The sequence below is a fragment of the Janthinobacterium sp. PAMC25594 genome, from assembly GCF_019443505.1.
In the GTDB taxonomy this organism is placed as follows: domain Bacteria; phylum Pseudomonadota; class Gammaproteobacteria; order Burkholderiales; family Burkholderiaceae_D; genus Janthinobacterium.
In genome coordinates this window covers 4,359,072-4,372,005 of the sequence record NZ_CP080377.1, presented here as the reverse complement: position 1 = coordinate 4,372,005, position 12,934 = coordinate 4,359,072, and the positions used below count along the sequence as shown (strand labels likewise).

General features: G+C 63.2%; 14 protein-coding genes. 3 read left to right on the top strand and 11 right to left on the bottom strand.

Annotated elements, in window-relative coordinates; all coding sequences use genetic code 11:
• Positions 1-72: 72 nt before the first annotated feature.
• The 6 genes from astB to KY494_RS19555 form a co-directional block, all read right to left on the bottom strand.
• The gene (astB, locus tag KY494_RS19580) at positions 73-1,413 is read right to left on the bottom strand and encodes an N-succinylarginine dihydrolase (RefSeq protein ID WP_219887917.1); all 1,341 of its coding nucleotides are present in this window, start codon (positions 1,411-1,413) and stop codon (positions 73-75) included.
• 9 nt (positions 1,414-1,422) lie between these two features.
• The gene (gene astD / locus KY494_RS19575; protein WP_219887916.1) at positions 1,423-2,904 is read right to left on the bottom strand and encodes a succinylglutamate-semialdehyde dehydrogenase; all 1,482 of its coding nucleotides are present in this window, start codon (positions 2,902-2,904) and stop codon (positions 1,423-1,425) included.
• Positions 2,897-3,952, bottom strand: a complete 1,056-nt coding sequence (astA, locus tag KY494_RS19570) for an arginine N-succinyltransferase (protein ID WP_219887915.1) — start codon at positions 3,950-3,952, stop codon at positions 2,897-2,899. Before astA ends, astD begins: the two co-directional genes overlap by 8 nt.
• A 13-nt stretch (positions 3,953-3,965) precedes the next feature.
• Complete coding sequence (locus tag KY494_RS19565) at positions 3,966-4,997, bottom strand: arginine N-succinyltransferase (protein WP_077408834.1); 1,032 nt, start codon at positions 4,995-4,997, stop codon at positions 3,966-3,968.
• Between the two features lie 107 nt (positions 4,998-5,104).
• The gene (astC, locus tag KY494_RS19560; RefSeq protein WP_219887914.1) at positions 5,105-6,346 is read right to left on the bottom strand and encodes an acetylornithine/succinylornithine family transaminase; all 1,242 of its coding nucleotides are present in this window, start codon (positions 6,344-6,346) and stop codon (positions 5,105-5,107) included.
• Positions 6,347-6,486: 140 nt separating this feature from the next.
• Complete coding sequence (locus KY494_RS19555; RefSeq protein ID WP_219132420.1) at positions 6,487-7,431, bottom strand: GlxA family transcriptional regulator; 945 nt, start codon at positions 7,429-7,431, stop codon at positions 6,487-6,489.
• Positions 7,432-7,562: 131 nt separating this feature from the next.
• Here KY494_RS19555 and KY494_RS19550 point away from each other — a divergent pair, with 131 nt between their 5' ends.
• The 3 genes from KY494_RS19550 (at position 7,563) to KY494_RS19540 (ending at position 9,331) form a co-directional block, all read left to right on the top strand.
• On the top strand, positions 7,563-7,997 hold the full coding sequence (locus KY494_RS19550; RefSeq protein WP_219132419.1) for a MarR family winged helix-turn-helix transcriptional regulator: 435 nt from the start codon (positions 7,563-7,565) through the stop codon (positions 7,995-7,997).
• 45 nt (positions 7,998-8,042) lie between these two features.
• Positions 8,043-8,327 (top strand): hypothetical protein, encoded by a 285-nt coding sequence (locus KY494_RS19545; protein ID WP_219132418.1) that lies wholly within the window; start codon positions 8,043-8,045, stop codon positions 8,325-8,327.
• A 158-nt stretch (positions 8,328-8,485) separates the two neighbouring features.
• Complete coding sequence (locus KY494_RS19540; protein WP_219887913.1) at positions 8,486-9,331, top strand: HDOD domain-containing protein; 846 nt, start codon at positions 8,486-8,488, stop codon at positions 9,329-9,331.
• Here KY494_RS19540 and KY494_RS19535 read toward each other — a convergent pair.
• From KY494_RS19535 to secF, 5 genes are all read right to left on the bottom strand, one after another.
• Positions 9,328-9,492 carry a hypothetical protein gene (locus tag KY494_RS19535; protein ID WP_219887912.1) on the bottom strand — a complete coding sequence of 55 codons (165 nt, stop codon included), beginning with the start codon at positions 9,490-9,492 and terminating at the stop codon, positions 9,328-9,330. The genes KY494_RS19540 and KY494_RS19535 overlap by 4 nt on opposite strands.
• Positions 9,493-9,679: 187 nt before the next feature.
• Positions 9,680-10,285 carry a glutathione S-transferase family protein gene (locus KY494_RS19530; protein ID WP_258194336.1) on the bottom strand — a complete coding sequence of 202 codons (606 nt, stop codon included), beginning with the start codon at positions 10,283-10,285 and terminating at the stop codon, positions 9,680-9,682.
• A 95-nt stretch (positions 10,286-10,380) separates the two neighbouring features.
• Positions 10,381-11,082 carry a YafY family protein gene (locus KY494_RS19525; protein ID WP_219132415.1) on the bottom strand — a complete coding sequence of 234 codons (702 nt, stop codon included), beginning with the start codon at positions 11,080-11,082 and terminating at the stop codon, positions 10,381-10,383.
• Positions 11,079-11,828 (bottom strand): hypothetical protein, encoded by a 750-nt coding sequence (locus KY494_RS19520; RefSeq protein ID WP_219887910.1) that lies wholly within the window; start codon positions 11,826-11,828, stop codon positions 11,079-11,081. The genes KY494_RS19525 and KY494_RS19520 overlap by 4 nt, the downstream gene beginning before the upstream one ends.
• 75 nt (positions 11,829-11,903) lie before the next feature.
• The gene (secF, locus tag KY494_RS19515) at positions 11,904-12,926 is read right to left on the bottom strand and encodes a protein translocase subunit SecF (protein ID WP_219887909.1); all 1,023 of its coding nucleotides are present in this window, start codon (positions 12,924-12,926) and stop codon (positions 11,904-11,906) included.
• Between the last annotated feature and the right edge of the window lie 8 nt (positions 12,927-12,934).

Below are 12,934 nucleotides of genomic sequence, written 5' to 3'. Positions count from 1 at the left end.
GGGGTCGCCCGTCCAATTCTGTCTGTGCTACGGATAGTCTGTCTCGGATTTTTTCTGTGTTTTTTCTATCGCCTACAAGTCGTACAATCCAGGTAAGTTGAGGATGATCGTCAATTCTTCAAGCGCCGCATGCACTTCCAGCGCCAGCTGCGGGTCGGCCAGGTCTCCCGGCTCCAGATGGTCGCGGTAGTGTTTTTCCACCCACTGCACCAGCCGATGGTACAGCGTTTCCGTCATGATCACGTCCTGGTGCATGGCGCGCGCTTCGGTTTCCGTCAGGGCCACGCGCAAACGCAGGCAGGCGGGCCCGCCGCCGTTGCGCATGCTCTGGCGCAGGTCGAAATGAATCAGTTCATCGATGGGTCCACCGCTGGCCACCAGGCCTTCCAGGTAGCGCGACACGGCGCGGTTTTCCTGGCACTCCTGCGGTATCACCAGCGCCATCTTGCCGCCCTCTTTCGTCAGCAACTGGCTGTTGAACAGATAGCTGGTCACCGCATCCTGGATCGGCACCTGGCCCGTGTCCACGCGCAGCGCGTCCAGTTGCGCGCCCGTGGCGGCAACGGCGCGGCGCAGCTGCGACAGGCTTTCCCCTTCATCGGCAAACGCCTGCTCGTGATAGAACAGCACATTGCCATTGCCGACGGCGATGACGTCGTTATGGAACACGCCCTGGTCGATCACTTCCGGATTCTGCTGCACATACACGGTGCGCTTCGCGTCCAGGCCATGCAGGCGCGCCACAGCTTGCGACGCTTCCAGGGTCTGGCGCGCCGGATAGCGCTTCGGCGACGGCGCGGAAGGATCGAACTCCACCCGACCATACACGAACAACTCCACCGATGGCGCGCCGTGGTTCGCACCCAGCCGCGTGTGGTTGGCCGCGCCCTCGTCGCCAAAGGCGGGCGTCGACGGCAGCGCGTCATGCACGGCGAAGTGTTTTTCATCGCCGAAGATGGCGCGCAGGCTGCGCGCCGACTGCGCGTGCTCGAAAGCGCGATGCAGCTTGTTATTCAGGTTGGCGGCCGTGAAATGCACGCGGCCGTCCTGCGTGTCGGCTGACGGGCTGACCGTGGCGGCATTCGCCGTCCACATGGGCGAAGCGGAATACGCGCAGGCCAGAATCACAGGGGATTCCTTGTAGGCGCGCGCCAGCACCTCGGCGTCCGTGCCCGTGAAACCGATAGAGCGCAGCAGGCGGAAATTGGGCCGGTCCTGCGGCGGCAGCAAGGCTTGCGCAAAGCCGCGCGCGGCCAGCGCGCGCATCTTGGCCAGGCCCTGCAAGGCGGCCTGCTTCGGATTCGAAGCGCTTTTCACATTGCTGAACGAGGCCACGTTGCCGAACGAGAGTCCGGCATAGTTATGCGATGGCCCGACCAGGCCGTCAAAATTGTATTCGCGCGTGCTGTGCATGGGATGTCCTTAAAAATTCAGGCCGGGCGACAGCTTGGCCGGCATTTCCAACGCGCTGTTCTCGATCGAGGCGACCGGGTAGGCGCAGTAATCGGCCGCGTAATAGGCGCTAGGACGGTGGTTGCCCGACTTGCCGATGCCGCCGAACGGCGCCGTACTGGCCGCGCCCGTGGTCGGACGGTTCCAGTTGATGATGCCGGCGCGCGCGCGCGTTTGAAACAGCTGCCACAGCGTCGGATCGTCGGACAGGAGCGCGGCGGCCAGGCCGAATTCGGTGGCGTTGGCCACCTTCAGGGCCGCATCGAAATCGGCCACGCGGATCACCTGCAGCAGGGGGCCGAACCATTCCTCGTCGGGGATGCCGACAGCGTTGGTCACGTCGACGATGCCGGCCGTGACAAAACCCGCCTCGGGATTCAACTGGCGCATTTGCAGCAGGGCCGTGCCGCCCTTGGCAACCATATCCGCCTGCGCCTGCACCAGGCGCGCGGCCACGGCGCTGGACACCACAGGGCCCATGAAGGGTTGCGGCTGCGCGTCGGAGGCGCCGATGCCCAGCTTAGCCGCCACTTCCACCAGGCGCGCCACAAAAGCAACACCGGCGGCATTGTCCTGCACCACCAGGCGGCGCGCGCAGGTGCAGCGCTGGCCGGCCGAGACGAAGGCGGAGAAGATCGCGTGGTGCACGGCGGCATCGACGTCCTTCACATCCCACACGACCAGGGCGTTGTTGCCGCCCATTTCCAGCGCCAGCATCTTGCCCGGCTGGCCGCCGAACTGGCGGTGCAGGCTGATGCCCGTCTGGCAGGACCCCGTAAACAGCACGCCGTCGAGGTGCGCATTGGCGCCCAGGGCCACGCCCGTATCGCGTCCGCCGTTGACGAGGTTGACGACGCCATCCGGCAAGCCGGCCTGCTGCCACAGCTGCACGGTTTTCACGGCCGTGCGCGGCGCATATTCGCTGGGCTTGAAGACGATGGTGTTACCGGCGATCAGGGCCGGCACGATGTGGCCGTTCGGCAGGTGACCGGGGAAATTGTACGGGCCGAAGACGCCGAACACGCCATGCGGGCGGTGGCGCAGCACGGCGTCGCCATCGGCGATCTTGCTTTGCGTGATGCCCGTGCGCGCGTGGTACGACTGCACCGAGATATCGATCTTGTTGGCCATGGTGGCCACTTCCGTGCGCGATTCCCACAAGGGCTTGCCCACTTCTTCCGAGATCAGCAGCGCCAGCGCTTCCGCATGAACTTTCAGCAGTTCGCGAAAGCGCACGCAGATGGCGATGCGCTCCTCGATCGGCATGTCGGCCCATGCTTCGAACGCCGCGCGGGCGGCCTGGCAAGCCTGTTCGACTTCGTTTTCCGTCGCTTCCAGGCTGGCCCAGGTCTGCTTGCCGTTCGACGGGTCGATGGTGCGCAGTTCGCGACCCGTGCCCGGCAGCCATGCGCCGTTGATGAAGTTCGATTGCGTGGTATTCACATTAGACATGGGGATGCTTCCTCGGGTTGAGTGACAAGGTGCGCACGGTGTCGCCGTTGTGGCAGCGCAGCAGGTGCAGTTCATCGTTGTCCAGCGCGATCTTGCCGCTGTGCGGATTGGCGCTGGTGACGATCATGCGGAAATCTTTCAGGTCGGTGTTCGACACCAGGTAAGGCTCGGCTTGCGCCACCTCGCCGGCGTCCAGCGCAGGCACAGTCGCGGCATCGAGCACGGCGGGCATGCTGTCGCGCATGGCGCGCAACTCGGACACGCGCGCCTGCAGCACGGGACCGGCGTCGAAAATGTCGACATAGCCTTCGAAGTGCAAGCCTTCCTGTTCCAGCAGGCGGCGCGCGGGCGCCGTGCTCAGATGCACCTTGCCGATCACTTCCTGCGCCTCGTCGGGCAGGTAGGCCACGTACATGGGCTGGCGCGGCATCAGTTCGGCGATGAAGGATTTCTTGCCCAGGCTCGTCAAGTCGTCGACGTGGTGGAAATCCATCTTGAAGAAGTGCCGGCCCAGACCTTCATAAAACGGCGAGCTGCCGTCCGGCGCCTGGTAGCCGCGCATTTCGGCGATCAGCTTTTCCGTGAACAGGTGCGGGAACTGGGCGATGAACAGGAAGCGGCTTTTCGACAGCAGCTTGCCGTTGTTGCCGCTGCGGTAATCGGGGTGCAGAAACAGCGAGCACAGTTCCGTGCTACCCGTCAGGTCGTTCGACAGGTACAGCGTTTCCATGCGCGTAAACACGTCGAGCTCGCGGCTCGAATGGACCAGGGTGCCGATGCGGTAGTTATAGAACGGCTCTTCCAGGCCCACGGCGCCCTTGATGGCGCACACGCCGGCCAGGCGGCCCGTATCGGTATCCTCCATGACGAACATGTAGTCGCGCTTTTCGGGCGCGATGGTTTCGGCGAACGAGGCGCAGGCGATAGCCAGGCGGTCGCCCAGCATTTTCATGTCCGGCTTGAGGGTGGTCATGCCGGTGCCGACCTGGCTGGCCAAGCCGTACAGGGCGTCCAGGTCAGAAGCGTTGATGGCGCGTACTACTAGCATAATGTTCTCTCGGTTAGATGCGCACGCAAATGACGCTGTCGCCTTCGGCCACGGCCAGCGCTTCCAGCAGCTCGGGCGGCAAGCCGACGGTGTCCTGCGCTTCGAGCGCATCGCAGGTGAAGGTCACGGCGCGGAAGTTGCGCTCCGCGCCCGAAGCGACCGCGTAATGCACTTTCAGGCCCGTGCGGCTGGGCGTGACGCCGGCGACGACGCGGCGCGTAAGCGAGCCCGTAAACGAGCGCAGCGCATGCTTGTGCGCCTGCAGGATCGGGCCGCCATCGAAAATGTCGATGTAATCGTCGGCTTCAAAGCCTTCTTCCGTCAGCAAATTGAACGCCAGTTCGCCACTCGGGTGGATCTGGCCCATGGCCGCCTGCGCGTCGCCTGGCAGCAGCGGCACGTACACGGGGTAGTGCGGCATCAGTTCGACGATCAGGGTGCGGTTGCGCGCGCCGCCGATGACTTTTTCGGCATCGAGGAAATCCATCTGGAAGAACTTGCGGCCCAGCGCATCCCAGAACGGCGACTGGCCGTTGGCGTCCGTGATGCCGGCCAGCGGCACGAAGAAGCGGTCGCCGAAGCGGTGCGGCGCCAGTACGGCAAACAGCAGCCGCGCGCGCGACAGCAGGGCCGCTTCCAGGCCCGCCTGCTCCATATTGCGCACGAAGAAGCCGGACAGCTGCGAGTACGCCGTCAACTCCGAGCACAGGGTCAGCGCATGCACGCTGTGACTGATGTTCAGGTCGCGCGAGACTTGCTGGATGACGTCGTTGCGAAAGGAAAAATAGGTGCCGTTCGAGCCGGCCGAGGCGAAGATGGCGGCCGTGCCGGCGATGCTCTTGTCGAGCAGGGATTCAAGCACGAAGAGATACGACTCTTCGCTGGGGATGTCGACATGGGCGGCAAACGAGGCGATGGAGCGCTCGACGGAGGCGGCGATTTTTTCGCGCGTCTTCGGCAGGGTATGGACACCCGGCATGGTTACCGCGGCCAACGCTTCGAGGGCTGCGATATCCGCAATTTCTACCGGACGGACAACATACATGGGTACTCCTTCAATGCTGACGATACTTGGGCTGAATACCCGGGTAGAACCAAGCCGGCCCGCGGCAAAGCGGCGGGCCGGTGATGAAACAGGGAGCGAGGCTAGCCTCAGGCTTTCAGCAGGCCGTCGATGGCGACGCGCAGCAGACGGCCCGCTTCGGCGATCTGCTCGTCCGAGACGATCAGGGCCGGCGCCAGGCGCACCACGTCCATGCCGGCGATCAGCACCATCAAGCCTTGCGCTTCGGCCGCTTTCTGGATGTCTTTCGCGCGGCCCTTCCAGGCATCGCTGACTACCAGGCCCAGCAGCAAACCGCTGCCGCGCACGATGGAGAACACTTGTGGGTAATCCGTGATCAAGCCTTGCAGCATGGCGATGGTGCTGACGCTGGCTTCTTTCACACGCGCCAGGAACGCTGGCGTGTTGATGGTTTCCAGGACACTCAAGGCCACGGTGGCGGCCAGCGGGTTGCCGCCGTAGGTGGTGCCGTGGGTGCCGACGGCCAGGGTTTGCGCCAGTTCATTCGTGGTCAGCATGGCGCCGATCGGGTAGCCGTTGCCCAGAGCCTTGGCAGCCGTCAGGATGTCCGGCGTGACGCCATAGCCCATGTAGGCGAACAACGCGCCAGTGCGGCCCATGCCGCTCTGGACTTCGTCGAAAATCAGCAAAGCGCCCGTCTTGTCGCACAGGGCGCGCAGCTCCTTGAGGAATTCCGGATTGCCCGGCACCACGCCGCCTTCGCCTTGTACCGGCTCGACGATCACGGCGCACACGTCATCGCCGATGGCGGCGCGCGCCGCTTCGATGTCGTTGTAGGCGATGTGGTCGATCGACGGCGGCAGCGGCTCGAAGCCTTCCGTGTACTTGGCCTGGCCGCCGACGGAGACCGTAAACAGGGTGCGACCGTGGAAAGAGCTGAAGCACGAAATAATGCGCGACTTGTGCGCGCCGAACTTGGTGTGCGCGTACTTGCGCGCCAGTTTCAGGGCCGCTTCGTTGGCTTCCGCGCCCGAGTTGCAGAAGAAGGCGCGGTCGGCGAAGGTCGCTTCCGTCAGGGCCAGCGCCAGACGCAGCACAGGCTCGTTCGTATAGCCGTTGCCCAAATGCCACAAATTATTGATTTGTTTGGTCAGCACGTCGACCAGCACAGGATGGCAGTGGCCCAGGCTGTTGACGGCGATGCCGGAGGTGAAATCGAGGTAATGCTTGCCAGACTGGTCCCACAGATCCAGTCCGGAACCGCGCACGGGCACCATGGCTGCAGGAGCGTAGGTAGGAACGAGGACCTGGTCAAAGGTTTCCCGGGTGACTGGACGAGCCGTTACGGTCGAATCAAGCTTGGCATTCATAGCATTTCCCCATCAATATGTTAGGTACTCCGCAGCTACGACAGCTACGTGTGTACTGCATTATAAAAAGCGGGATGCTAAAACTCTTTTGAATCTGCGACAAGGATTTTCACAATTCATCACAGCCGGGCTTGCTTTAATCAAACAGGCGGCATCAGCTTGCGCTGCCGCTCTTCGCGCGGGGTATTGCCAAACAAGGTGCCAAAGGCCGTGGAAAAGTGCGAGCCCGAGGAAAAGCCGCACATCAGGCCCACTTGCACGATGGAATAATGTGTATCGAGCAATAGTTGCCGTGAGCGCTGCAGCCGCAGCTCCAGGTAGTAGCGCGATGGCAAGCTGCCCAGGTATTGCTTGAACAGCCGTTCCAGCTGGCGCCGCGACAGGCCCACCAGGCTGGCGATGTCATCGGTCGACAGCGGCTCCTCGATATTGGCTTCCATCAAGGTGACCGCTTCGGACAATTTTGGCTGCAGCACGCCGAAGCGCGCCTGCAAGGCCACGCGCTGGCGCTCTTCCTTGCCGCGTACCTTGTCCACGCACAACGCTTCCTTGACGAGCGCCTGCACATCGGCGCCAAAGATGGTCTCGATCAGGGTCAGCGAAAAATCGATGCTGGCCGCGCCGCCGCAGCAGGTAATGTGCGGGCCGTCGATGTCGAACAGGTGCGGCGTCAAAATGGCGCGTTCGGCCTTCGCTTCCGCATCAGCATACAAAGCCCAGGGCAAGGCGATGCGCACGCCATCCATGACGCCCGCGTCGGCCAGCCACAGCACGGCCGCGCCCACGCCGCCCCAGAACGGCGCCGAACGGCAGCGCTCGATCACGGCCCGGCACAGCTCGGCGCGCAGCGGCGCCTGCGTTTCATCGGCCACCAGCAGCGCGATATGCCAGTTGCCGCCCTGCTGGGCCACTTGCTCGGGCGTGCGCACGTCCAGCTGCAGCGCGTCTGGCCCCAGCGCCCGCGCGCACAGGCGCAGCGGCTGCACCAGGCCCGCCCAGGTAATCGACTCGGCATCGCCGGCATGGACCAACAGCAGGCGCAGCGGTTTGTCGAGGCCGATACGGGAAAGATTAGCGAAAGACATCGGCGGGGCGGACCAGGGGCAAGGGCTGAGTTGCCCACATGATACCGGACTTCCGCCCCATCGAACCCTTCATGCAATAACGCCGCTGCCCCGGCGGAAAAAAGCGGGATGGAAGGATATAATCACACCCCATGGGTGAACGATATTTAAAAAGTATCCGGCTGCTGGCCGAATGCATGCAAGGCTTCGAGCGGTTTTCAGGCGACTTCGTGCGCCAGTACGGCTTGACGCATGCGCAATTCGACATCATTGCCACGCTCGGCAACACCTGCGGCATGTCCTACAAGGAGCTGGGCCAGAAAACCCTGATTACCAAGGGCACCTTGACGGGCGTGGTGGACCGGCTGGAGCAAAAGGGGCTGGTAGTACGCGAACGTTGCAATAAAGACAAGCGCTCCTACTTCGTGCGCTTGAGCTGCGAGGGTGAACAGATGTTCCATGACGTGTTCCCCAAGCTGACAAAGCAGGGACAGCGCTTGTTTGACGGCTATACCGAAGACGATTTCATGCGCCTGGAAACCACCCTGGCGGGCCTGAAACACGCGATCGCCAACGGCCACAGTTGATAATTCACCAAGCACAGACATTCAAACAAGACAAAGGAAACCAAGTTGAAAACCACACTGCTCGACGGCAAAAAGCCCGCTCATTTCGATAAACACATCATCGGCAACCTGCTGCTCAACGCCAGCACGCCGGAACTGGTCCGCCAGGAAAAACTGATCATCGGCGTGCGCAACGAAGACGGCGAAATCTACCGCCTGATCGGCGCCACCAAGCACAACAGCTTCATGAATGCCGTCGAGGAACTCTTCGACCTGGGCTTGACGGATGAGCTGGAAGACAGCGATGAGTTGGTTGAAGGCTGCGACGCGATCTTCAGCGAATCGCTGTAGTAGCGCTTGACGATCGCTGTCGTTAAAAAAAGGCATGCCACCGATATAGGCATGCCTTTTTCCGTTTACGGGGTTTTACTTGCCTTTTACTCGCCTGTTTGCGAAAAGATCACGGTTAAAAAGTTCCGTACGGAAATATTGCGAGTATAATTTTTTCAATGAACAGACTCGACGCCTTTAAAAGCATCGCCGCACAAGCCGCTCGTGGCGAGCTGACCTTTCCTGCCAATGTGAACGCTTCGCTCAAGCTGCAAGAGGCGCTGGCCGATCCCGACTGCCATATCGAGGCCGCTGCCAAGCTGGTGCAAGCCGACCCGCTGCTGGCCGCGCGCACGGTGGCTATCGCCAATTCGGTGGCGTTCAACCGTTCCGGCAACGAAATCACCAGCGTGCGCAATGCCGTGCAACGGCTCGGCGTGCGTACCCTGCAGTCGGTGGTGGCGTCGCTGATCGTGCGTCAGCTGGGCAGCACCATCACCGATCCCGTGCTGCAGGCGAAGGCCAAGCAGCTGTGGGAGCATACGGCCCACGTGGCGGCCCTGTCGCAGGTACTGGCCCGCCGCGTCACCAGGGTGGACCCCGATACGGCCCTGTTTGCCGGCATCATGCATGAAGTGGGCGGCTTTTATATGCTGTCGCGCGCGGCCGAATTCCCCGGCATCCTCGATGGCGAACCGGAAGACTGGGTAGAACATGGCGAACAAGCCATCGGCCATGGCGTATTGACCAAACTGAAGGTGCCGGAAGCGGTGATGGGCGCCATCGATGCGCTGTGGGAAGGCTTGCGCGCCATCCCGCCCGAATCGCTGGGCGATACCCTGCTGCTGGCGAATGACCTGGCACCCGTCTCGTCGCCCCTCAACGAAAGCCCGGCCGCCATCGCCGTGCGCGCCGCCCGCGCCGCCGGCAGCATCGATTGCGTGATCGGCGATGCGACCCTGTCGAGCATCATGGAAGAATCGGACGATGAAGTGCAGTCGCTGCTGAAGGTGCTCGTGCACTAGTCTGCAGGCGTCTTGCCCGCTGGCGGCGGTGCCGCCGGCTTGACCGTTTCGACGATCAGCACATGCTTGTCCACGGCCTGCGTCCCCTGCTTTTGCTGGACGACTTGCGTGGCGACCGCCTTGGTACTCAACAGGGGTTTCGGATGGCGTGGCATGAACATGGCGTACCTGCTGGAAGTGGGATGCGGCCCACCTGTGCGGTGATGATCAATTTATCAAGACGCCATTCAAAAAAAAACCCGCTCGAAAGCGGGCAAAGTCCAAAGCTAGGGATGTCCTGAAAGAGACAGCCCTATCTTATGCGTGCCGCTGTGCCGGCTCCGTGCGCTGGCACACTTAAGGCACAGATTATCCCGGCAACAGTTCCACGTCCGTTTCCCGCCAGGCGCGCAACTGCCGCACGCGGGCAAACCACGCCTTGATATGCTGGTACTGCGCCAGCGGCAGCCGCACGGCGTCGCTGTACATCAGCGGCGCGGCCACGGCGAAATCGGCCAGGGTCACATCGTCTCCGCTGAGCCAGTCGCGCCGCGCCAGATGCGCATCCAGCACCACGGCGCACTCATGCAGATCGCGCTCGCCGCGCGCCTCTTCCAGCGGGTCCGCCGGACCATTGCCCGTCATGCCCTTCCAGGCGCGTTCCCAGGCCAGCACGCTGATGGCGGGCGCGAAGTGCTGCGCGGCCCAGAACAGCCAGCGGTTGACGTCGGCACGCGCCTGCGGCGCCTGCGGATAAAGCGTCTGGCCCGGCACCTGCTCGGCCAGGTATTGCATGATGGCGCACGATTCCCACAGCAGGAAAGCGCCATCGGCCAGCACGGGCACTTTGCCGTTCGGGTTCAGTTCGTCCAGGCGGCGGCGGTCATCCGCATTCATCAGGTCGACTTCGGCCAGTTCCAGAGGCAGGCCGAGGTGGATCGCCGTCATCAGGGCACGGCGGGCATTCGAAGACATGGGGTGGTGGTACAGGCGCATGGTGGATGGCTCCGGTGAGTGAAGAAGCCACCATCGTAGAACCAGTCACTGACAGTTTTTGTCAGGAGCGCATCTCAGGATTCCGGGTCGATATCGTGCGCCTTGCGCCAGGTATCGAGCAAGGCGTGGCGGCGCGTGGGATAGCGCTCCTCATGCCGCCGCACATCGGCGATGCGGTCGATGCGGAAATGCCGGTAATCGCCGCGCAGCTCGCACCAGGCGGCCAGCAGGCGCTTGCCTTCAAAAAAGGCCAGGGCGAACGGCCACACCGTGCGCGAGGTGGCGCTGCCATGCTCATCCTGATAGGCGAGCGTGAGCTTCTGTTCGTAGCGAATCGCCTCGCGCACCGGCTGCACATAGCGGTCGGCCGGCTGCGTGCCATCGGCGGGAACGCCCAGCGGCACCCACAAGCTGGTCTCGGCCATGCTGTCGCGCAGGTCGCGCGGCGAGGCGGCCGCGATCTTCGCCAGGGCATTGCCGGCCGCCTGCGCCAGGCCCGCATCGCCCTGGCGGCGCACCCAGCGCGCGCCCAGCACCAGCGCTTCCAGTTCATCGGGTCCGAACATCAGCGGCGGCAGAAAGGCGCCGCGGCGCAGCACATAGCCGATGCCGGCCTCCCCCTGCAGGGGCGCGCCCAGTTCGGCCAGGGTCTGGATATCGCGGTAAATCGTGCGCTCCGATACCCCCAGCTGCTGCGCCAGCTGGGCCGCCGTGACGGGCACGCGCCTGGCGCGCATGGCGTCCATCAGCAGGAACAAACGGCCGCTGCGGCTCATGGACAGGCCTGCAAAGCCTGGTCGCCCATGACCAGGGCCGACAGGGCCGGCACGTACAGATAGCCGTCCGGCGCCAGGCGGGCCGCGCGCGGGCCTTCGTCCACGCCGACGATGCCGTAGCAGCGCTGCAGCCGTGCCGCCCCCGGCCACCAGTGGACGGCCGCCTCCTGGTCGGGAAAGCGCTGGCGCACGCCATCGGCCTGCGCCGCCACCTGCCGGAAGTCGCGGTAAAAGGCGGGGGCGATGCCCAGCTCTGCGGCAAACGCCGCTTCCAGCGCCGCCACCTGCGCCAGTTGCACGGCCAGCGCCGCTGTTTCACGCTCCAGCTCATCGGCCGGTACGCCCGCCTCGATCAGGCTGCGGCGCATGTGCTGCGGGCCTTCCTGCGCGCGCAGAAAGGCCGACTCCTGCAGCGCCAGCACGGCGGTGTCTGGAATGCTTTTATGTTGCGCGGCCGGGAAAACGTACAGGGCGCAGCTGCCGGCACATACGGTGTCGATGGCGAGGCTCCATTGCCGCTGGCGCAGGTAGCGCCCCAGCAGCATGGCCGCCTGCGGCTCGCCACCTGCACTATTGATGCGCAGCACGGTGGTCCCTGGCGTGGCCAGCTGCCGCAGCTTGTCCACGTCGCCCTCGACAACCGGGCCGCGCAGGGTGATGCTATCGCTGCCAGTGCGGCTGAAATCGGCGGCGCCGGCCAATGCCGTCACGCCCGCCATCATACCTACGCATAAAAAACGCTTCATCGTCATCCACCACAAAAAAAAACGACCACCGCAAACGGTGATCGTTCTTCATTCAAGCTGCAAAAAGCCCTGCGCTTACACCACGGCGCCGTCGGTTTCGTCTTTTTCCTTGACCGGCTTGATCAAGTCTTCGCGCTTGACGCCCAGCCACATGGCGATCGAGGCCGCGACGAACACGGACGAGTAAATACCGAAGCAGATACCGATGGTCAGCGCCAGTGCGAAATGGTGCAGGGTCTGGCCGCCGAAGACCAGCATCGACAGCACCATCATCTGGGTCGAACCGTGGGTGATGATGGTACGCGAAATGGTGCTGGTGATCGCGCTGTCGATCACTTCATGCACGGTCGCCTTGCGCTGCTTGCGGAAGTTTTCGCGGATACGGTCAAAGATCACCACCGATTCGTTGACCGAGTAGCCCAGCACCGCCAGGATCGCCGCCAGCACCGTCAGCGAGAATTCCCACTGGAAGAAAGCGAAGAAGCCCAGGATGATCACCACGTCATGCAAGTTGGCGATAATCGCCGACACGGCGTATTTCCACTCGAAGCGCACGGCCAGGTAAGCCATCACGCCCAGGATCACCACCACCAGCGCGTTCAGACCGTTCTGCGTCAATTCGTCGCCCACTTGCGGGCCGACGAATTCGACTTTCTGCAGCACCAGCGCTTCGTTGCCGGCGGCGTCCAGGCAGGCGCTCTTGATCACATGCTCGCCTTTATCGGTGACGGTATCGATGCCCTTGGTCGTGCCTTGCTCGACCTTGCACAGGGTTTCGAACACGCGCTGCGAGGTATTCGCGGCAGTCACGCCCTTTTCCACCGGCAGGCGGATCATCACGTCGCGCGCCGTATCGAAGCTGGTCACGCCAGGTTCTTCGTAGCCCATGCCGATCAGGGTGCCGCGTATGCCTTCAAGGTTGGCCGCTTTCGGGTACTTCACCTCCAGCACGGTGCCGCCCTTGAATTCCACGGACAGGTGCAAGCCCTTGTGGAACAGGAAGAAGACGGCGGCAAGGAAGGTCACGGCCGAAATGACGTTGAAAATCAACGCATGGCGCATGAAGGGAATATCTTTTTTGATCCGGAAAAATTCCATGAAATCCT